Below are 19,730 nucleotides of genomic sequence, written 5' to 3'. Positions count from 1 at the left end.
TTAAAAAATGAGTGCGGTTTCAACTGACAGTGCGGCCCGAAGCAGGCGCGCGTCTTCGCCGCTGGGGGCGCTGAGCAGCAGACCGGTGGGCAGGCCCAGGGCATCGCGGCCGCTGGGCAGGCTGACGCCGGGCATGTCCAGCAGGCTGCCGGGCATGGTCAGGCGCAGCGTGGCGAGGTTGGTGCTGACGAACAGTTGGTCGTCGGCTTCCAGCGGCGCCAGGGCCGGGGCCACATGGGCCACGGTGGGGGTGATGAGGATCGCGCCGTCGAGTTCGTCGACAAGCTGCTGTTGCAGGCGGCGACGGGCGTCGTACAGCGCCAGCAGTTGGCTGGCCGGCAGCGTACGGGCGGCTTCAAGGCGACGGCGTACCCGGGGGTCGAGTTGCTCGGCATCAGGGCTGTCGAGCAGGGCTTCGTGGAGGGCGAAGGCTTCGAAAGCGCCAAGCCAGCCTTGGTGCTGGATCAGATCCAGGGTGGCCTGGAAAGTCTTCGAGGGGCGCACGTCAATCAGCGCGCCGTCTGCCTTCAATCGGTCCACACAACGTTGCAGGTTGTCGCGCACCGCAGATTCAACCCGTGCGTCTTCCAGCACACTTTGCTCGACCCAGAACCGCTGGCCGTTGAGGCTACGGGGCTGGCGTGGCGGGCGCTGGTCGCGACCATTGAGCAGGTCGTCGATGGCCAACGCATCGCGCACGCTGCGAGTCAGCGGGCCGAGGCTGTCGAGGGTGTGAGCCAGCGGGAAAACGCCGTCGCGGCTGTAGCGCCGGCAACTGCTGCGGTACCCCACCACGCCATTCAGCGCAGCGGGAATACGGATGGAGCCCGCAGTGTCGGTGCCCATGGCGATCGGTACGATACCGGCCGCCACGGCGACGGCTGAACCGGACGATGAGCCGCCGGGAATCCGCGGTTGGTCGACGCTGCTCGGGTTGTGCGGCGTGCCGAAATGCGGGTTCAAGCCCAGGCCGGAATACGCCAGCTCGCTGAGGTTGGTCTTGCCCACACTGACCATGCCGGCGCGGCACAACAGGCCTACGCTCGGCGCATCCAGCAAGGCGGCCGGCGCGTGGCTGCGATAGGCCGCGCCCGCCGTGGTAATGCTGCCAGCCACATCAAACAGATCTTTCCAGGCCAGGGGCACACCGTCGAACACGCTCAACGGCTGGCCGGCACGCCAACGGGCAGCGGACGCTTCCGCCTCACGGCGGGCGCGCTCGGCAGTCAGGGAGATGAATACGCTGGGGACTTGGCTCGCGTGAGCAAGTGCCTGTTCGAGGGCCTGCACCGGGTCGCTGCGGCCGCTGGCAAAATCCTCGGCCAGTGAAGTGGCGTCTGACATGGGAATGACCTTCTAAAACGTACATATTAATAAAATGTACATTTTACAAAGGCAGCTTTCGTGCCAGTCTTGTGGTCACCTTTTTGGGCGAATTCGACAGCTTCGAGCAGATACACGGGCTAGATGGGTTTCAGACATCAAAAGAATTATCGGCTGAGCTCTAACCCTCGCCCACAATGAAATAATGTATCTTTTATTAATAAGTACATTTTGGTGCAGAAAGGTAACAACCCCCCTCTTAAGGCCCCAAAAAAGTGCCACCGACGTGGCGCAGAGTGACAGGCGCAACTATGAGAGAATCCCCGGCCACCGACCCGTTAGCTCCAGAGAACCCGATGAAAGCAGTGTCAGCCTCGGCTTCCCGTTACGCGATGATTCACCAGGTTTTGCGCGACGCCATCACCCACGGCACCGCCCGCCATGGCCTGGTGTTGCTGGAAGCGCCGCTGGCCGAGCTGTTCGGCACCAGCCGGGTGCCGGTGCGCAAAGCCCTGAACCTGTTGCATGACGAAGGGTTGATCTGCCGCTTCGATGGCCGGGGTTACCTGATCAACCCCGACGGCCTGGACATGGAGCCGCTGCGGCTGCCCCTGAGCCATGCGCACCTGGGCCTCAACGGTGAAGATGAGCTGGTGGACACCCGGCCACTGGGGGAGCGGATCGTCGAGGAAATAGGCGCAGCGCTCTCGACCTGCATCGCCTTCGGGCATTACCGCCTCGATGAACAGGCCGCCGCCGAGCACTACAACGTCAGCCGCGCGGTGGTGCGTGAAGCGCTGATGCGTCTGCGGGACCGTGGCTTGGTGGAAAAGGAACCCTATTCCCAATGGCTGGCCGGGCCACTGACCGCCCGGGAAGTCACCGAAGATTACGAACTGCGCGCCTGCCTGGAGCCGGAAGCCCTGCGCCAAAGCGCGCCGAACCTCGACCGCGACCTGCTGCAAGCCATGTTGCAGCGGGTGCTTGATGCGCAAGAGAGCGCCCACTGCAGCCTGGAGGAAATCGAGCAAATCGAGGAAGACCTGCACCAACACTGCCTGGCGGGCCTGCAAAACCGCAAGATCGCCGCGTTGATTCGCCAGGGTCAGAGCCCGATGATCATCAGCCGGATTTTCTACCGCCTGCTGGGGATCGGCGCCGATCCGGCGATGCTGGCCGAGCACCGGCTGATCCTGGAGCTGTTGCTGCATGGCGCCTTCGACGCCGCCGCGCTGAACCTGCGCGAGCACCTGCAACGGGCCCGGCAGCGGATGTTGCAGCGTTTGAAGGTGCTGTCGGTGCTACCCGAACAGCCTTTACCGGCCTACTTGCACAAACTCAGCTGACGAAATGCAATCGAAAATGTGGGAGCGGGCCTGCTCGCCACTGCGGCGCATCAGTCACAGATGCATTGACTGACAGAGCGCATTCGCGAGCAAGCCCGCTCCCACATTTGTTCAGCGGCGCTTTTGAAAATATTGTGCAATATGTTGCTATCTCACCCCACCCATTGAAACCACGGCCGACCTGCCCCATCTAACCTGCATACTTCCTTATGCAGGTGCCCCATGAGCGACCAGCAAGAATTCCCGGACATCGACCTCAACGACTACGCCGACCCGGAAAACGCTGAACACACTTCCGCCAACACTGGCCTGGCCCTGCCAGGGCAAAACCTGCCCGACAAGGTCTACATCATCCCGATCCACAATCGGCCTTTCTTCCCGGCGCAAGTGTTGCCGGTGATCGTCAATGAAGAGCCGTGGGCCGAAACCCTGGAGCTGGTGAGCAAATCCGACCACCACTCCCTGGCCCTGTTCTTCATGGAAACCCCGCCCGAAGATCCGCGCCACTTCGACACCTCCAGCCTGCCGCTGTACGGCACCCTGGTGAAGGTGCATCACGCCAGCCGCGAAAACGGCAAGCTGCAATTTGTCGCCCAGGGCCTGACCCGCGTGCGGATCAAGACTTGGCTCAAGCACCACCGCCCGCCTTACCTGGTGGAAGTCGAATACCCGCACCAGCCGACCCAGCCGACCGATGAGGTCAAGGCCTACGGCATGGCGCTGATCAATGCGATCAAGGAACTGCTGCCGCTCAACCCGCTGTACAGCGAAGAGCTGAAGAACTACCTCAACCGCTTCAGCCCCAACGATCCGTCGCCGCTGACAGACTTCGCCGCCGCCCTCACCTCGGCCACCGGCAATGAGCTGCAGCAAGTGCTGGACTGCGTACCCATGCTCAAGCGCATGGAGAAAGTCTTGCCGATGCTGCGCAAGGAAGTCGAAGTCGCGCGCCTGCAAAAAGAAATCTCCGCCGAAGTGAACCGCAAGATCGGCGAGCACCAGCGCGAGTTCTTCCTCAAGGAACAACTCAAGGTCATCCAGCAAGAGCTGGGGCTGACCAAGGACGATCGCAGCGCCGACGTCGAGCAGTTCGAACAACGCCTGGTGGACAAGGTACTGCCGACCCAGGCGCAAAAACGCATCAGCGAAGAAATGAACAAGCTGTCGATCCTGGAAACCGGGTCGCCGGAGTACGCGGTCACCCGCAACTACCTGGACTGGGCCACCTCGGTGCCGTGGGGTGTGTATGGCGAGGACAAACTCGACCTCAAGCACGCCCGCAAAGTGCTCGACAAGCACCACGCTGGCCTGGACGACATCAAGAGTCGCATCCTCGAATTCCTCGCGGTGGGTGCCTACAAAGGTGAAGTCGCCGGTTCCATCGTGTTGCTGGTGGGGCCGCCGGGTGTGGGCAAGACCAGTGTCGGCAAATCGATTGCCGAATCCCTGGGCCGGCCGTTCTACCGCTTCAGCGTCGGCGGCATGCGTGACGAGGCCGAGATCAAGGGCCATCGCCGCACCTACATCGGCGCGATGCCGGGCAAGCTGGTGCAAGCCCTCAAAGATGTGGAAGTGATGAACCCGGTGATCATGCTCGACGAGATCGACAAGATGGGCCAGAGCTACCAGGGCGACCCGGCCTCGGCCCTGCTCGAAACCCTCGACCCGGAACAGAACGTCGAATTCCTCGACCACTACCTGGACCTGCGCCTGGACCTGTCCAAAGTGCTGTTCGTGTGCACCGCCAACACCCTGGACTCGATCCCCGGCCCATTGCTGGACCGGATGGAAGTGATTCGCCTGTCGGGCTACATCACCGAAGAAAAGGTCGCGATTGCCAAGCGCCACCTGTGGCCAAAGCAGCTGGAAAAAGCCGGTGTGTCGAAAAACAGCCTGTCCATCAGCGACGGTGCACTGCGCGCGCTGATCGATGGCTACGCCCGGGAAGCCGGTGTGCGTCAGCTGGAAAAACAGTTGGGCAAACTGGTGCGCAAGGCGGTGGTCAAGCTGCTGGATGAGCCGGACTCGGTGATCAAGATCGGCAACAAGGACCTGGAAGCCTCCCTGGGCATGCCGGTGTTCCGTAACGAGCAAGTGCTGTCGGGCACCGGTGTGATCACCGGCCTGGCCTGGACCAGCATGGGCGGCGCGACCCTGCCGATCGAGGCGACGCGCATTCACACCCTCAACCGTGGCTTCAAGCTCACCGGGCAACTGGGTGACGTGATGAAGGAATCGGCCGAGATTGCTTACAGCTACATCAGCTCCAACCTGAAGTCGTTTGGCGGTGACCCGAAATTCTTCGATGAAGCCTTCGTACACCTGCACGTGCCGGAAGGTGCCACGCCCAAAGACGGCCCGAGCGCGGGCGTGACCATGGCCAGTGCGCTGCTGTCCCTGGCGCGTAACCAGCCGCCGAAAAAAGGCGTGGCGATGACCGGTGAGCTGACGTTGACCGGGCATGTGCTGCCGATTGGCGGGGTACGCGAGAAGGTGATTGCGGCGCGGCGCCAGAAGATTCACGAGCTGATCTTGCCGGAGCCTAACCGGGGGAGCTTTGAAGAGCTGCCGGAGTACCTGAAGGAAGGGATGACGGTGCACTTTGCCAAGCGCTTTGCGGATGTGGCGAAGGTGTTGTTCTGATAGTTATGTAGTGCCTGGACTGACGCCATCGCGGGCAAGCCCGGCTCCCACAGGGATCGGTGTTGTTAATGACAACGCGGTCAAATGTGGGAGCGGGCTTGCCCGCGATGGCGCCCGTCCTATCAACACAACTTCCTCGCTTGTCACACCTTGTCTCATCTTCGGTTATGCTCGCCCTTCGTCGCCAAACAACGGAGCCCCCATGACCGCTGCCCGCCTGCTTCTCCCCCTGAGCCTTTGCCTGCTCGCCGCCTGCGCCAGTGCGCCGAAGCAAAACGTCACCGTGGAAAAACAGAGCGCTTGCCCGCTGCAACTCAAGACCGGGCAGAACCTGATCCTGACCCTGCCCAGCAATCCCACCACCGGTTACCGCTGGGCCATCCAGGATTCCGCCGGCGGCGTGCTGCGCAGCCTGAGCCCCGAGGTCTACAGCAACACCGAAGGCACCGGCGTGGTCGGCAGTGGCGGTCAATCCACCTGGCGCTTCCAGGCCTTCAACGCCGGCCAGGGCCGTTTGCGCCTCACCTCACAACAACCCTGGGAGCCGGAAGCAGAACCGGCCGAGACCTTCGACTGCGCCATTACGGTGAACTGATATGCCATGGATGATCCTTGCGTTGATGGGGGCGGTAACCTTTATCTACGGCCTGAGCACCCACGCAGCCCTGCTCTGCCTGTTAGTGAAGCCATTACCGGTACTGGCGCTACTGGGCTGGCTGCATGATGCGCCGCCCACCGACTATCGACGCTGGATCAGCCTGGGGCTGATTTTTTCCCTGGTGGGCGATGTGCTGCTGGCCTGGCCCGGCGACTTGTTCATCTTCGGCCTGGGGGCATTTTTGTTCGCGCACCTGGCGTACCTGAAAGCCTACTTGAGCGACTGCCGCCGCCCGGCCATTTTGCCGCTGGTGTTGGCGCTGGTGGTGGGTGCGATCTTGCTGAGCATCCTGATTTCCCATGGCCTGGGCCCATTGCTGGTGCCGGTGGTGGTTTACGCGCTGGTGATCAGCGCCATGTTGTGGCGAGCACTGGCACGATTGGGCAGCGATGTGCCCAAGCGCTCGGCGTACCTGGCGGCAGCGGGCGCAGTGTCGTTCGTGTTTTCCGACACGCTGATTGGGATCAATCGGTTTGTGGTTTCGTTTGAAGCGGCGCCGTATTTGCTGATCGTCAGTTATTGGCTGGGGCAGTGGGGGATTACCGCATCGGCATTTGCTCAACCAACTCGTGAAAGACACACAACGCGCTAGTTTACAGCCAGGCAGAAAGGTTTATTCCTTTACGCTCTACAAGTAATCACTAAAAATTCTAAAAAACTGTCAATTATGACAGTTCTCGGCAACCGCCAGCTTCGGTAGTTTCCTTACGGAGTAATCCAACGTAAAGGAATTAATCATGACTGCGCGCAAACATAAAAAGATCACATCAATCACCCATACGACCGGATCGTTTAATGGCAAGGCTATAACAAGCTTTGTGCCTGACTATAGTGAAGCGTACGTACACCCCAGCGAAGACGTCATTATCATTAGAGCGGTGCAATTATATTCACCGAGTACGATATCTGAGATATTCCTTCAAATGGATAAAAACATTCAGAACGGTGAGCATGAATTCCCGGGGAGTCCAGGCATTCATTACCTGGACATATACCCTTTGATCGGTGGTGGCCCCTACGAAGTGACCCAGGCAAAACTCACCGTCAATTTTGACCTCACAAAAGGCCACTTCAAAGGAAGCATTACCCTCGACGGCTACTTGCATGGAAATACAACTAACACAATTAATTTAACCTGCGCGTACGACTTGAAATCAGGCCTGCGTTAAAAATTCCAAGCCCATGATCGCCTCTGCTACACGGTGAGGTGATCGTGACCGGAAATCAGATTTATAAGGCTAAAAGCTCACTGCATCCACGGGCAGGTACGCTAAAATACGCGACTTTTCCCCTTCGTCGCCGGAACAGCCGTGAGCAAAGAACCCGATCGCCTATTCGCCCAGCCCCTGCCCCAGGTGCCGGACTTCGCCTTCAACGAAGACGTGGTGCGGGTTTTCCCGGACATGATCAAGCGCTCGGTGCCCGGTTATCCGACCATCGTCGAGAACCTCGGCGTGCTCGCGGCGCAGTTTGCCCAGCCCAATAGTGTGCTCTACGACCTCGGTTCATCCCTCGGCGCGGTGACCCAGGCCCTGCGCCGTCACGTGCGCACCGACGGTTGTCGAGTGATCGCGGTGGATAACTCGGCGGCGATGGTCGAGCGTTGCCGCGAATACCTCAATGGCCAGGACTCGATGTTCCAGGAGTTGCTGCCAGTGGAGGTGATCGAGGGCGATATCCTCGCGCTGCAATTCCAGCCGGCGTCGGTAGTAGCGCTGAACTTCACCCTGCAATTCATCGGCCCCGAACAACGCCTGGCGTTGCTCTCGCGCATTCGCCAATCGCTGCTGCCGGGCGGCGCGCTGATCCTTTCGGAAAAGCTGCGCTTCAATGACCCGGAAGAACACGCGCTGCTCACCGATTTGCACATCGCCTTCAAGCGCGCCAACGGCTACAGCGAACTGGAAATCGCCCAGAAGCGCAGCGCCATCGAAAACGTCATGAAGCCCGACAGCCTAGAAGAACACCGCGAACGCCTGTTGGCGGCCGGATTCTCCAAAGTCGTGCCGTGGTTCCAGTGTCTTAACTTTGCCTCGTTGATTGCCTTGCCATGATTGATCTGTCTCCCCTCGCCCGCCATCTGGTCGGCACTCCCCTGGCCGTTTGGGCCCAAGGCCTGCAAGCGCAACTCGATGCGAAGATGGAAAAAGGTCATGGCGACCTGGAGCGCTGGCAGAGTGCGCTGGATGCGCTGCCGAAAATCATGCCCAGCGAAATCGACCTGCTCAATGGCCTGGTGCTCGACACCGATTGCGACGACGAAACCCGTGCGCAAATGCGTACCGCGCTGATGGGATTGTGCCCGTGGCGCAAGGGCCCGTTTGACCTGTTCGGCGTGCACGTGGACACGGAATGGCGCTCTGACTGGAAGTGGTCGCGGGTCGCGCCGCACCTGGACCTCAAGGGCAAGCGCATTCTCGATGTGGGCTGCGGCAATGGTTACTACATGTGGCGCATGCTCGGCGCCGGAGCGGACAGCGTGATTGGCGTCGACCCGAACTGGCTGTTCTTCTGCCAGTTCCAGGCGGTGCAGCGTTACCTGTCAGAGCCGAGGGCCTGGCACCTGCCGTTCCCGTTTGAAGACCTGCCGTCGAACATGGAGGGCTTCGATACGGTGTTTTCCATGGGCGTGTTCTACCACCGCCGTTCGCCCATCGAACATTTGCTGGCGCTGAAGGATTGCCTGGTGAAGGGCGGCGAATTGGTGTTGGAAACGCTGGTGGTTGAAGGCGATCAGCAGCAGGTGCTGGTGCCGGAAGACCGTTACGCGCAAATGCGCAACGTGTGGTTCCTGCCATCGGTGCCAGCGCTGATGCTGTGGCTGCGGCGTGCGGGCTTCAATGATGTGCGCTGTGTGGATGTGAGCGTGACCACGATTGAGGAACAGCGCGGCACGGAGTGGATGAAGTATCAGTCCCTCAGCGACTTCCTGGACCCTGAAGATCACAGCAAGACCATCGAAGGGCTGCCGGCGCCGATGCGGGCGGTGATTGTCGCCAGGAAATAACCCCCACTCTCCCTTACTAAATGGAGATCAAAAATGTGGGAGCGGGCTTGCTCGCGAATGCCGTGTGTCAGTCAGCACATGTATTGACTGATACACCGCATTCGCGAGCAAGCCCGCTCCCACATTAGCCCTCGCTGTTCTTTAGAGTGCTGGTTTGGCGCGACGTGCCTTGAAGAACTCGCTCAACACCGTCCCGCACTCTTCAGCCAACACCCCGCCTTCATACAGCACCCGATGATTGAGAAATCCCTGGGTAAAAAACTGGCCTTGGCTTTGCACGATCCCGGCTTTTGGTTCGAGCGCGCCGTACACCACCCGGGCAATCCGCGAGTGGACGATCAGCCCGGCGCACATGCTGCACGGCTCCAGCGTGACGTAGAGCGTACTGCCCGGCAGCCGGTAATTACTGACAGCCTGGGCGGCGGCCCGGATCGCGACCATCTCGGCATGCGCACTGGGGTCATTGCCGCTGATAGGGCAGTTGAAGCCACGCCCGATGATTTCTCCGTCCTGTACCAGCACCGCGCCCACCGGCACTTCCCCCAGCGCGGCGCCCTGGGTCGCCAGGGTCAGCGCTTCACGCATGAAGTCCTGGTCGCGGCTACGGTCGATAATCGCCGTGGGGCGAAACTGGCGCATCACGCCACCTCGATGGCGGCCATCAGGCCGGTTTCCATGTGGTCGATCACATGGCAGTGGAACATCCAGACACCCGGGTTATCCGCCACCAACGCTACGCGGGCACGTTCGTTCTTGCCCAGCAGGTAGGTGTCGGTGAAGTACGGAATCACCTTGTGGCGGTTCGAGGCGATGACCTTGAAACTCATGCCGTGCAGGTGGATCGGGTGTTGGTACTGGGTCATATTCTTCAATTCGAAAATGTAGCTCTTGCCCTTTTCCAGTTTGGCAATCGGGCGGTCGGCGCAGGTCTTGTCGGTGATGTCCCAGGCCTGACCGTTGATCTGCCACAGGCTCGGCGGCTTATTGTCTACGTTCACCGAAACCGATCCAACCCATTCGAAATTGAAGTTGAGTTTCTCGGCATTGGCCAGGTCTGGCTCGGCAATCGGGTTGGCGGGCAACGCAGGCGGCCATTCGGTCGCCGTGTCGGTGCTGGCCACCGAGCGAAAGGTGCCCAGGCGTACCGGCCCGTTGCGGATCGACAGTTCTTCACCGGCGGGAGGTGCCTTGATCGCCAGGCAGATACGCATGCCGGGGCCCAGCCAGTATTCCTTGCCCAACGGGCGTGGCTCGACGGGGTTGCCGTCCAGCGCATAGATCTGCGCTTCAACGTCGGGGATGTTGATGCGATACGTCAGGGTGTTATCGAGGTTGAGCAGGCGCACGCGGGTGATTTGCCCGGCGGGCAAATCGATCACGGCCTGGGACACACCGTTGATGGTCGACAGACGTCCGGCGGTACCGCCACGGGCCGCTTCACGCGGGACGCTGAAGGCCACGAAGGCGCCCTCTTCGTCCACGTGCCAGCTTTTCAGGCTCAGGGTGCGTTCGTGCTTGAAACCGGTGGGTTCGCGCTCTTCGATGATCAGCGGGCCCACCAGGCCACGGCCCAGTTCTTCGCTGCTGTTCACGTGGGGGTGATACCAATAGCTGCCGGCATCGGGCACGCGGAATTTGTAGTCGAAGTATTCGCCCGGCAGTACCGGCAGTTGCGAGACGTAAGGCACGCCGTCCATTTCCAGCGGCAGGCGAATGCCATGCCAGTGGATGGTGGTGGCGACCGGCAGGTGGTTGATAAAGCGCACCCGCAGCCATTCACCCTGGCGCACCCGCAACTCGGTACCCGGCGCCGAAGGGCCGAAAGCCCAGGCTTGGGTCTTGTGCCCCGGCACCAATTCCACGTCCAACGGCGCGGCGATCAGTTCGTAATCGTGCCCCGCCTCAGCCTCGGCGACCTTGCCCAGCCAATAGCGATAAGCGCCACCGGCACCGACGCCCACTACCGCGAGACCGGCAAGACCACCCAGGATTTGTCGACGGGAAAACGATTGGGACACAACAACCTCACGTATCTGCCGCGGGTCCGAGACCCGCAAAGGGCAGATACCATACACCGGCATCACCTAAACAGTAAGGGTTCGCATTGCCACATGTGGGAGCGGGCTTAGTGTGGGAGCTGGCTTGCCTGAGATAGCATCACCTCGGTGCAACTGAAATACCGAGGTGATGCCATCGCGGGCAAGCCCGGCTCCCACACAAGTCACACATTGGATCTTCGTTACTTCAGGCCTTGGCGGCAGCCAGAATCAAGGCTTTCATCTCGGCGACGGCGCCTTTGAAACCGACGAACAGCGCGTGCGCCACCAGTGCATGGCCGATGTTCAGCTCGTTGATGCCCTTGATCGCAGCCACAGCTTCGACGTTGTGGTAATGCAGGCCGTGGCCGGCGTTGACGATCAAGCCCTCGCCCAGGCCGCAGTTGACACCGTCGATGATGCGTTGCAATTCGTCGGCAACTTCAGTCGGCGTGGTGGCGTCGGCGTAACGGCCGGTGTGCAGTTCGATGGCCGGGGCGCCGACGCGGCGCGAGGCTTCGATCTGGCGCTCGTCGGCATCGATGAACAGCGAGACTTCGCTGCCGATCTTCGACAGGCGCTCCACCGCAGCCTTGATCCGGGCTTCCTGGCCGGCCACATCGAGGCCGCCTTCGGTGGTCAGTTCCTGGCGGGTTTCCGGCACCAGGCAGATATGCGCCGGGCGGATGCGCTCGGCGAACGCCATCATTTCTTCGGTGACGCCCATTTCGAAGTTCATGCGGGTTTGCAGCACGTCCTTGAGCAGCAGCACGTCGCGCTCCTGGATGTGGCGGCGGTCTTCGCGCAGGTGCACGGTGATGCCGTCGGCGCCCGCTTCTTCGGCGTCCAGCGCGGCCTTGACCGGGTCCGGGTAACGGGTGCCCCGGGCCTGGCGCAGGGTGGCTACGTGGTCGATGTTCACGCCGAGAAGAATGCGATTGCTGGTGGTCACGAAAAGCGCTCCTGAAGAGGGAAGGAATCGCTGCACAGCATACACGGGGATGTCAGGGCTTTCGAAACAACTCGCGGCTGACCAATGGCCGACCGCCCAAATGCACGGCCAGGGCCTGGCGCATCAGGCGCTTGGCGGCAGACAAGGCGCCGGGGGCGGTCCAGTCGGCTTCGCTCATCGCAAGCAATTCGGTGCCTTGAAACAGGCCGGGTTGCAGCAGGTAGACCCGCTCCAGGCCTGCGTCCACTTGCAGGCGGTACATACCGTCGGCGGCGATGGGGTCGCCGTGCAGGTCGTTGCTCAGTTCGAAGCCGTAGCCCAAGTCATCCAGCAGGCGCCATTCGAATGCGCGTAGCAGCGGTTCCAGGGGACGGCCTTCGGCGAGGGCGAGCAAGGTGGCGGCGTAGTGATCGAAGACGCCGGGGTGTGGGTCTTCGGCGGGGAGCAGGCGGATCAGCAATTCGTTGAGGTAGAGGCCGCTGAAAAGCGCCTCACCGTTGAGCCAATTGGAAGCGCCGGCGGCTTCCATGCGACCGACGTTCTTCAGTTCGCCACGTCCACGAAACTCCACTTCCAGGGCCACGAAGGGCCGCGCGAGGGTGCCGGCCTTGCCGCGGGCGCTGCGCAAGACCGCGCGCAGGCGGCCTTGAGGTGTGAGGAAGTCCACCAAGGCGCTGGTCTCGCGGTAGGCGCGGCTGTGCAAGACGTAGGCGGGTTGGCCGGTGGGTGGGGTTTGGGACATTGGGTTCTCGCTGCGGGAACACGGTCTGGAAAACAACGACTATCCAATGTGGGAGCGGGCTTGCTCGCGAATGCGGAGTGTCAGTCAACACATCTGGTGACTGATCCACTGCATTCGCGAGCAAGCCCGCTCCCACATTTGTCCTGCGGTGTTCCGGAGACCTGTTACAGGTCGCCGTAACCCAACGAACGCAACGCGCGCTCATCATCAGACCAACCACCCTTAACCTTCACCCACAGGTTGAGCATGATCTTGGAATCAAACAGTAATTCCATGTCCTTGCGCGCCTCGGTGCCGATGCGCTTGATGCGCTCGCCCTTGTCGCCAATGATGATTTTCTTCTGGCCGTCACGTTCAACGAGGATCAACGCGTGGATATGCAGGGTCTTGCCCTGCTGCTTGAACTCTTCGATTTCGACGGTGATCTGGTATGGCAGCTCGGCGCCCATCTGGCGCATGATTTTCTCGCGTACCAGTTCGGCGGCGAGGAAACGGCTGCTGCGATCGGTGATCTGGTCTTCCGGGAAGAAGTGCTCGTTCTCCGGCAGGTACCCTGCGATCACGCGCTCCAGGGCTTCGAGGTTGTGCCCGTGCTGGGCCGAGATCGGCATGATCTGGGCGTTCGGCAGTTGTTCCTGCAGCCAGCTCAGGTGCGGCATCAGCTCGGCCTTGTCTTCGATGCGGTCGGTCTTGTTCAACGCGACGATCAACGGGCCGGTGACGTACTGCACGCGCTCCAGAACCATCTGGTCTTCGTCGGTCCACTTGGTGCGGTCGACCACGAAGATCACCACGTCGACGTCTTTCAACGCAGCCGAAGCGGTTTTGTTCATGTAGCGGTTAAGGGCCTTTTCGCCGCCTTTGTGCATGCCCGGGGTGTCGACGTAGACCGCCTGTACGGCGCCTTCGGTCTTGATGCCCAACATGTTGTGGCGGGTGGTCTGAGGCTTGCGCGAGGTGATCGCCAGCTTCTGTCCCAGGATGTGGTTCAGCAACGTGGACTTGCCCACGTTCGGACGGCCGACGATGGCAACATAGCCACAGCGAGTTGCGGTTGAATCAGTCATGGCCATTCTCCACGCCCAGGGCAATCAGTGCTGCAGCGGCCGCTACCTGTTCGGCAATACGACGGCTCACACCCTGACCTCGGCTTTTTTCATTCAGTAAGGTGATTTCGCATTCGACGAAGAAAACTCGGCAGTGCGGCTCACCCTGGATATCCACCACTTCGTAACGCGGCAGGTCGCAACCACGGGACTGCAGGAATTCCTGCAGGCGGGTCTTCGGATCTTTGTTGGTGTCTACCAGCGTCAGGCTTTCAATCTCGGTCGACAGCCAGGCGACGACGCGCTCTTTGGCTGCCTCCATGCCTGCATCGAGGTAGATGGCGCCGATCAGTGCTTCCAGGGCGTCGGCCAGGATCGACTCACGACGGAAACCGCCGCTCTTCAGCTCGCCGGAACCCAGGCGCAGGTAATCGCCCAGGTCGAAACCACGGGCCAGTACGGCCAGGGTCTCGCCTTTCACCAGGCGCGCACGCAAGCGCGACAACTGGCCTTCGCGGGCCAGCGGGAAGCGATTGAACAGGGCTTCGCCGGCGACGAAATTGAGGATGGCATCACCGAGGAATTCCAGGCGCTCGTTGTTACGCCCGGCAAAACTGCGGTGTGTGAGGGCAAGGATCATCAATTCCTGATCCTTGAAGGTGTAACCGAGCTGACGCTCGAGACGGCTTAGAGAAACGCTCACGGTTTACCCACATTCAGTTCGAGGCACCGGTGGCCTGCGACGATTAACGCTGTGTTCAAATTCAAATCCTGGTGGTTGCTGCATGGGGCCAGACTTTGTCCAAGCCCCAGAAAAGCATTCGGCGCTGTGTTCACAGCGCCGCATGGATTACTTGATCAGCCCGACCCGCGAGAAGTTCGGCAGGTGGCTGAGCTTGGGTTCCGGCCAACTCATCCAGACCGCGAAGGCCTTGCCGACGATATTCTGGTCGGGAACCATGCCCAGCAGGTCCTTGGGAATATTGGGGTCATCCCAGTAGCGGCTGTCATTGGAGTTGTCGCGGTTGTCGCCCATCATGAAGTAATGCCCGGCAGGCACTGTCCATTGGTTGTCAGGCGGCGAACGGTAGCGGCTCATTTCCTTGCGGATTTCGTGCTCTACCGCTCCGAGTTTTTCCTGGTACAGCTCGGCGCTGCCCAAGGTGTTTGGCTCGGAACCGATCAGTTTTTCCGCCACCGACTCGCCATTGACGAACAGGCGCTTGTCGCTGGTGTAGCGAATCACGTCACCCGGCAGGCCCACTACACGCTTGATGTAGTTGACGTTCGGGTCGCTTGGGTAGCGAAACACCATCACATCGCCGCGCTGCGGGTCACCGATCTCGATGACTTTCTTGTCGATCACCGGCAAGCGGATCCCGTAGGAAAACTTGTTCACCAGGATGAAGTCGCCCACGTCCAGGGTAGGTTTCATCGATCCCGAAGGGATCTGAAACGGTTCCACCAGAAACGAACGCAGCACCAGCACGATGAACAACACCGGGAAGAACGACTTGCCGTATTCAACCAGCATTGGCTCTTTGTTCAGTTTCTCGACCACCGCCACATCGGGCTGGCTGACGCTGCCCTGATAGGCCGCGATGGCAGCCCGGCGACGCGGGGCGAAGAAAATCAGATCGAGCAACGCCAGGAGACCGCAAACGGCAACGGCAATGACCAGCAACAGCGGGAAATTTAGTGACATAGGACCTAACTATCCAACCTGAGCACTGCAAGGAAGGCTTCTTGTGGAATTTCCACGTTGCCCACTTGCTTCATGCGTTTTTTACCGGCCTTTTGCTTCTCGAGCAGCTTGCGCTTACGGCTGACGTCGCCGCCATAGCATTTGGCCAGTACGTTCTTTCTGAGTGCCTTGACGGAGGTCCGTGCAATGATCTGCCCGCCAATGGCGGCCTGGATCGCGACGTCGAACATCTGGCGCGGAATCAGTTCTTTCATCTTTTCGGTCAACTGGCGACCTTTGTAGTGCGCGTTGTCCTTGTGCACGATCAGCGCCAGGGCATCGACCTTGTCACCGTTGATCAGCACATCCAGCTTCACCAGATTAGCTGATTGGTAACGATCAAAATGGTAATCCAGCGAAGCATAGCCGCGGCTGGTGGATTTGAGACGGTCGAAGAAGTCCAGGACCACTTCGTTCATCGGCAAATCGTAGGTCACTTGCACCTGGGTACCGAGGAACAGCATGTCGTGCTGTACGCCACGCTTTTCGATACACAGGGTAATGACGTTGCCCAGGTGTTCTTGCGGCACAAGAATATTGGCCCGCACGATCGGTTCGCGCATGTCTTCGATGGAAGACAGATCCGGAAGCTTGGACGGGTTGTCGACGTAAATCGTTTCACCGGTTTTCAGCGCCAGTTCAAAAATAACCGTCGGCGCGGTGGTGATCAGGTCCAGGTCGTATTCGCGCTCGAGGCGCTCCTGGATGATTTCCATGTGCAGCATGCCCAGGAACCCGCAGCGGAAGCCGAAGCCGAGGGCGTCGGAGCTTTCCGGGGTGTACTGCAACGACGAGTCGTTGAGGGTCAGCTTCTGCAGGGCTTCGCGGAAATCCTCGAAGTCGTCGGAACTGACCGGGAACAGGCCGGCGTAGACCTGCGGCTGGATGCGTTTGAAGCCCGGCAGCACGTCGACGTCTGGGGTGGAGCTCAAGGTCAGGGTGTCACCTACCGGTGCACCGTGGATGTCCTTGATACCGGCGATGATGAAGCCCACTTCACCGGCTTTCAGATCAGTGGTCGCGGTGTGCTTCGGGTTGAATACACCAACGCTGTCCACCAGGTGGATCTTGCCGGTGGATTTGACCAGGATCTTGTCGCCCTTCTTCACACGGCCGTGACGCACGCGCACCAGGGAGACAACGCCCAGGTAGTTGTCGAACCAGGAGTCGATGATCAACGCTTGCAGCGGATCTTCGTAGTTGCCGGTAGGCGCTGGAATGGTCTTGACCAGGCGCTCGAGCACTTCGTCGACGCCCAGGCCGGTCTTGGCGCTGCACTCGACGGCGTCGGTGGCGTCAATGCCGATGATCTTCTCGATCTCTTCCTTGACGCGGTCCGGATCGGCCTGTGGCAGGTCGATCTTGTTCAGCACCGGCATCACTTCCAGGCCTTGCTCGATGGCGGTATAGCAGTTGGCTACGGACTGGGCTTCAACGCCCTGGCCCGCGTCCACTACCAGCAACGCGCCTTCACAGGCCGCCAGGGAACGGCTGACTTCATAGGTGAAGTCGACGTGGCCCGGGGTGTCAATGAAGTTGAGCTGGTACTTGATACCGTCTTTGGCGGTGTAATACAGAGTAACGCTGTGGGCCTTGATGGTGATCCCGCGCTCGCGCTCGAGGTCCATGGAGTCCAGCACCTGGGCTTCCATTTCACGCTCGGCAAGGCCGCCGCACATCTGGATAAATCGATCGGCCAGCGTCGACTTGCCATGGTCAATGTGGGCGATGATGGAGAAATTGCGGATATGACTCAAATCACTCACGGATCAACACTCAAAAAGGCTGCAGGCAGACTGCCCGCTGAAAAATAGCCGGGAATTGTACCTGATGCGCAGACCTGACGTCATCCATGGTGACCAAGAACAAAAATGCCCCGGTCGTTCGAACGGGGCATTTTTTGTTCATAAGCGCGGGCTCAACCGGCCCGACGCAACAGCCAGAAGCCGGCCAAGGCGCAAATAGCCGTCGGCACCAGCACCGCAAACAGCGGCGAGAATCCGAATACCAGGCTGGACGGCCCGAGCAGGTCCTGGGCGATACGGAAGGTGAAGCCCACCAGCACGCCAGTAAACACGCGCTGGCCAAGGGTTACGGAACGCAACGGGCCAAAGATGAACGAAATCGCCATCAGCACCAGCGCAGCGGTCACCACCGGCTGCAACACCTTGACCCAAAACGCCAGCCAGTAACGACCGTTGTTCAAGCCCTGGTCCTTGAGGTAATGGATGTAGCTCCACAGGCCAGAGATTGGCAGGCTTTCCGGGATCATCACCACGGTGTTCAGCAATTCGGGCTTGAGGGCAATGTCCCACTGCTCCGTCGGCACATTGATGACTTCAGTACTCGACGCCGCGCCCTTGCCGATTTCACGGAAATAGGTGGTGGTCACATCGCTCAATTGCCACTTTTCATCGCTGTACTGTGCGCGTTTGGCGAAACTGGACGACAACAGGTGACGCTCTTTATCGAAGCGGTAGCGAGTGACACCGACCAGCAAGCCGTCTGGTTGCACGGCGTTGATGTGGATAAATTCCTCACCCTGGCGGTGCCACAGGCCATGCTTGGAGCTTTGGGCATCCCCCGAACCCTGGGCCAGGGCGCGGTTGGCCTGGGCGGTGGATTCGGCAGGGGGCGCCACGTATTCACCGATCAGCACGCTGACCGCCATCAGCAACAGCATCGGCTTCATGACCGCCCACACGATGCGGCCGATGGAAACACCCGCCGCGCGCATGATGGTCAGCTCGCTGTTGCTGGCCAGGCTGCCCAAGCCGATCAGGCAGCCAATCAGCGCGGCCATCGGCATCATGTCGTAGAGACGACGGGGTGCCGTCAATGCCACGTAGCTCAGGACGTCGGTTACGGTGTAGGTATCGCTGACGTTGCCGACTTCATCAATGAAAGCGAACAACGAGGCAAGCCCCAGAATAATGCCCAATACCGCAAGGATTGCGACCAGGACGCTGCTACCAATGTAGCGGTCGAGCTTAACCACGAGCCATCTCCTTCATGCTGCGACGACTCTTCATCTTCAGGCGCAACGGTTCCCAATAAAGCAGGCCCAGGCCAATCGCCAGGAAGATCCCGTGGACCCACCACAACCCCAGGGTCGGCGACAGCTTGCCCTTCTCCAGGGAGCCACGGGCGGAAATCAGGATGGTCAGGTAAGCCATATAAAGCAGGATTGCCGGCAACAGCTTGAGGAAGCGGCCCTGGCGCGGGTTGACCCGGGACAGCGGCACGGCCATCAAGGTCACGATAAAGACCAGCAGCGGCAGGGAAATCCGCCATTGCAGCTCGGCGATCGAACGCAATTCCTTGCTGCCGACCAGGTCTGGCGTCGGGATCGCGTCACGGTCGGTGACCTCGTCGCTGACATCCGGCCGGGCCAGCATCACACCATAGGTGTCGTACTTGATTGCGCGGTAATCGGCCTGGCCGGGGCTGCCGTCATAACGATAGCCGTCCTCCAGGATCAGGTAGCGGCTGCCGTCCGGGCGCACTTCCTGACGTCCCTTGTCGGCCACCAGAATCGAAATACCACGGTCTTTCTGGTTCTGGCCGAGGTTTTTCTGAGAGATGAACACACCGCCCAGGTTGGCACGGTCATCCGTCATTTGCTCGGTATAGGTCACCCGGGTGCCATCGTTGAGCGCTTGAAAGCGGCCAGGCTCCAGGGTGTCGAATTCGGTCATGGCGTCCTGTTTGTTGAGCACCAGTTGGAACTGCAGGGCACCCTGGGGCGCCAGGCTCAAGCTCAACCAGGCCACGACCAGCGCGATACCGGTGGCCGGAACCATGGTCATGGCCAGCAAACGTTGCTGGCTCATGCCGGTGGCCGACAACACGGTCATTTCGCTTTCAAGGTACAAGCGGCCGTAGGCCAGCAGAATCCCGAGAAACAGGCCCAACGGCAGGATCAGCTGCAGGAAGCCCGGCAGGCGAAAGCCCATGATCAGGAACAGCGAGCCCGGATCCAGGGCGCCCGAGGCGGCCTGGGCGAGGTATTTGACGAAGCGACCACTCATGATGATGACCAGCAATACCGCACTCACGGCACTCAGGGTCAACAGGACTTCGCGGGACAGATAACGGAAGACGATCAAACCAGACACTCCAGGGTTGTCAGGCTAAGGCGGCCAAACAAGCAAGCATATCGAGTCGACCCATTGCTGCAGGCCGGCTAAAAAGATGGCGCATTATCCTGTGATTGACCGCACCTGTCACGGA

General features: G+C 60.4%; 18 protein-coding genes. 7 read left to right on the top strand and 11 right to left on the bottom strand.

Annotation, left to right across the window (positions count from 1 at the left end):
* A complete protein-coding gene (locus JFU58_RS14975) occupies positions 1 to 1,344 on the bottom strand; it encodes an amidase (protein WP_201141034.1) in 1,344 nt (447 codons plus the stop codon).
* Positions 1,345 to 1,679: 335 nt separating this feature from the next.
* Here JFU58_RS14975 and JFU58_RS14970 point away from each other — a divergent pair, with 335 nt between their 5' ends.
* The 7 genes from JFU58_RS14970 (at position 1,680) to cmoB (ending at position 8,977) form a co-directional block, all read left to right on the top strand.
* Positions 1,680 to 2,669, top strand: a complete 990-nt coding sequence (locus JFU58_RS14970; protein ID WP_017476082.1) for a GntR family transcriptional regulator — start codon at positions 1,680 to 1,682, stop codon at positions 2,667 to 2,669.
* Between the two features lie 222 nt (positions 2,670 to 2,891).
* On the top strand, positions 2,892 to 5,312 hold the full coding sequence (gene lon, locus JFU58_RS14965; RefSeq protein ID WP_063033041.1) for an endopeptidase La: 2,421 nt from the start codon (positions 2,892 to 2,894) through the stop codon (positions 5,310 to 5,312).
* Positions 5,313 to 5,514: 202 nt separating this feature from the next.
* Entirely contained in the window at positions 5,515 to 5,907 is a 393-nt protein-coding gene (locus tag JFU58_RS14960) for a protease inhibitor I42 family protein (protein ID WP_063033042.1), read from the top strand.
* 1 nt (position 5,908) lies between these two features.
* Positions 5,909 to 6,562, top strand: coding sequence for a lysoplasmalogenase (locus JFU58_RS14955; RefSeq protein ID WP_177025452.1), 654 nt, complete (start codon positions 5,909 to 5,911; stop codon positions 6,560 to 6,562).
* Positions 6,563 to 6,707: 145 nt separating this feature from the next.
* Complete coding sequence (locus JFU58_RS14950) at positions 6,708 to 7,139, top strand: hypothetical protein (RefSeq protein ID WP_063033044.1); 432 nt, start codon at positions 6,708 to 6,710, stop codon at positions 7,137 to 7,139.
* 141 nt (positions 7,140 to 7,280) lie between these two features.
* Positions 7,281 to 8,024, top strand: coding sequence for a carboxy-S-adenosyl-L-methionine synthase CmoA (gene cmoA / locus JFU58_RS14945; protein WP_063033045.1), 744 nt, complete (start codon positions 7,281 to 7,283; stop codon positions 8,022 to 8,024).
* Positions 8,021 to 8,977 carry a tRNA 5-methoxyuridine(34)/uridine 5-oxyacetic acid(34) synthase CmoB gene (gene cmoB, locus JFU58_RS14940; protein WP_201141032.1) on the top strand — a complete coding sequence of 319 codons (957 nt, stop codon included), beginning with the start codon at positions 8,021 to 8,023 and terminating at the stop codon, positions 8,975 to 8,977. The genes cmoA and cmoB overlap by 4 nt, the downstream gene beginning before the upstream one ends.
* Positions 8,978 to 9,118: 141 nt before the next feature.
* Here cmoB and tadA read toward each other — a convergent pair whose 3' ends face one another.
* From tadA to lptF, 10 genes are all read right to left on the bottom strand, one after another.
* Positions 9,119 to 9,616 carry a tRNA adenosine(34) deaminase TadA gene (gene tadA / locus JFU58_RS14935; protein ID WP_093201539.1) on the bottom strand — a complete coding sequence of 166 codons (498 nt, stop codon included), beginning with the start codon at positions 9,614 to 9,616 and terminating at the stop codon, positions 9,119 to 9,121.
* Positions 9,616 to 10,995 (bottom strand): multicopper oxidase family protein, encoded by a 1,380-nt coding sequence (locus JFU58_RS14930; RefSeq protein ID WP_093201543.1) that lies wholly within the window; start codon positions 10,993 to 10,995, stop codon positions 9,616 to 9,618. The genes tadA and JFU58_RS14930 overlap by 1 nt, the downstream gene beginning before the upstream one ends.
* 226 nt (positions 10,996 to 11,221) lie before the next feature.
* Positions 11,222 to 11,965 (bottom strand): pyridoxine 5'-phosphate synthase, encoded by a 744-nt coding sequence (gene pdxJ, locus JFU58_RS14925; protein WP_063033049.1) that lies wholly within the window; start codon positions 11,963 to 11,965, stop codon positions 11,222 to 11,224.
* Positions 11,966 to 12,017: 52 nt separating this feature from the next.
* Positions 12,018 to 12,707: a DNA repair protein RecO gene (gene recO, locus JFU58_RS14920; RefSeq protein ID WP_093201548.1), complete on the bottom strand. Its 690-nt coding sequence runs from the start codon at positions 12,705 to 12,707 to the stop codon at positions 12,018 to 12,020.
* Positions 12,708 to 12,871: 164 nt separating this feature from the next.
* Complete coding sequence (era, locus tag JFU58_RS14915) at positions 12,872 to 13,774, bottom strand: GTPase Era (RefSeq protein ID WP_003210432.1); 903 nt, start codon at positions 13,772 to 13,774, stop codon at positions 12,872 to 12,874.
* Positions 13,767 to 14,456, bottom strand: coding sequence for a ribonuclease III (gene rnc / locus JFU58_RS14910; protein WP_003210434.1), 690 nt, complete (start codon positions 14,454 to 14,456; stop codon positions 13,767 to 13,769). The genes era and rnc overlap by 8 nt, the downstream gene beginning before the upstream one ends.
* 147 nt (positions 14,457 to 14,603) lie before the next feature.
* Complete coding sequence (gene lepB, locus JFU58_RS14905; RefSeq protein WP_017476070.1) at positions 14,604 to 15,458, bottom strand: signal peptidase I; 855 nt, start codon at positions 15,456 to 15,458, stop codon at positions 14,604 to 14,606.
* Positions 15,459 to 15,463: 5 nt separating this feature from the next.
* Positions 15,464 to 17,263, bottom strand: a complete 1,800-nt coding sequence (gene lepA / locus JFU58_RS14900; protein ID WP_003210439.1) for a translation elongation factor 4 — start codon at positions 17,261 to 17,263, stop codon at positions 15,464 to 15,466.
* 152 nt (positions 17,264 to 17,415) lie between these two features.
* Complete coding sequence (gene lptG, locus JFU58_RS14895; RefSeq protein WP_063033051.1) at positions 17,416 to 18,495, bottom strand: LPS export ABC transporter permease LptG; 1,080 nt, start codon at positions 18,493 to 18,495, stop codon at positions 17,416 to 17,418.
* Positions 18,488 to 19,606, bottom strand: coding sequence for an LPS export ABC transporter permease LptF (gene lptF, locus JFU58_RS14890; RefSeq protein ID WP_063033052.1), 1,119 nt, complete (start codon positions 19,604 to 19,606; stop codon positions 18,488 to 18,490). Before lptF ends, lptG begins: the two co-directional genes overlap by 8 nt.
* Positions 19,607 to 19,730 lie beyond the last annotated feature (124 nt).

The sequence above is a fragment of the Pseudomonas sp. TH34 genome, assembly GCF_016650865.1.
Classification (GTDB): domain Bacteria; phylum Pseudomonadota; class Gammaproteobacteria; order Pseudomonadales; family Pseudomonadaceae; genus Aquipseudomonas; species Aquipseudomonas yamanorum.
Note: the sequence above shows the minus strand (reverse complement) of the source record. Positions and strands in the feature narration are given on the sequence as shown.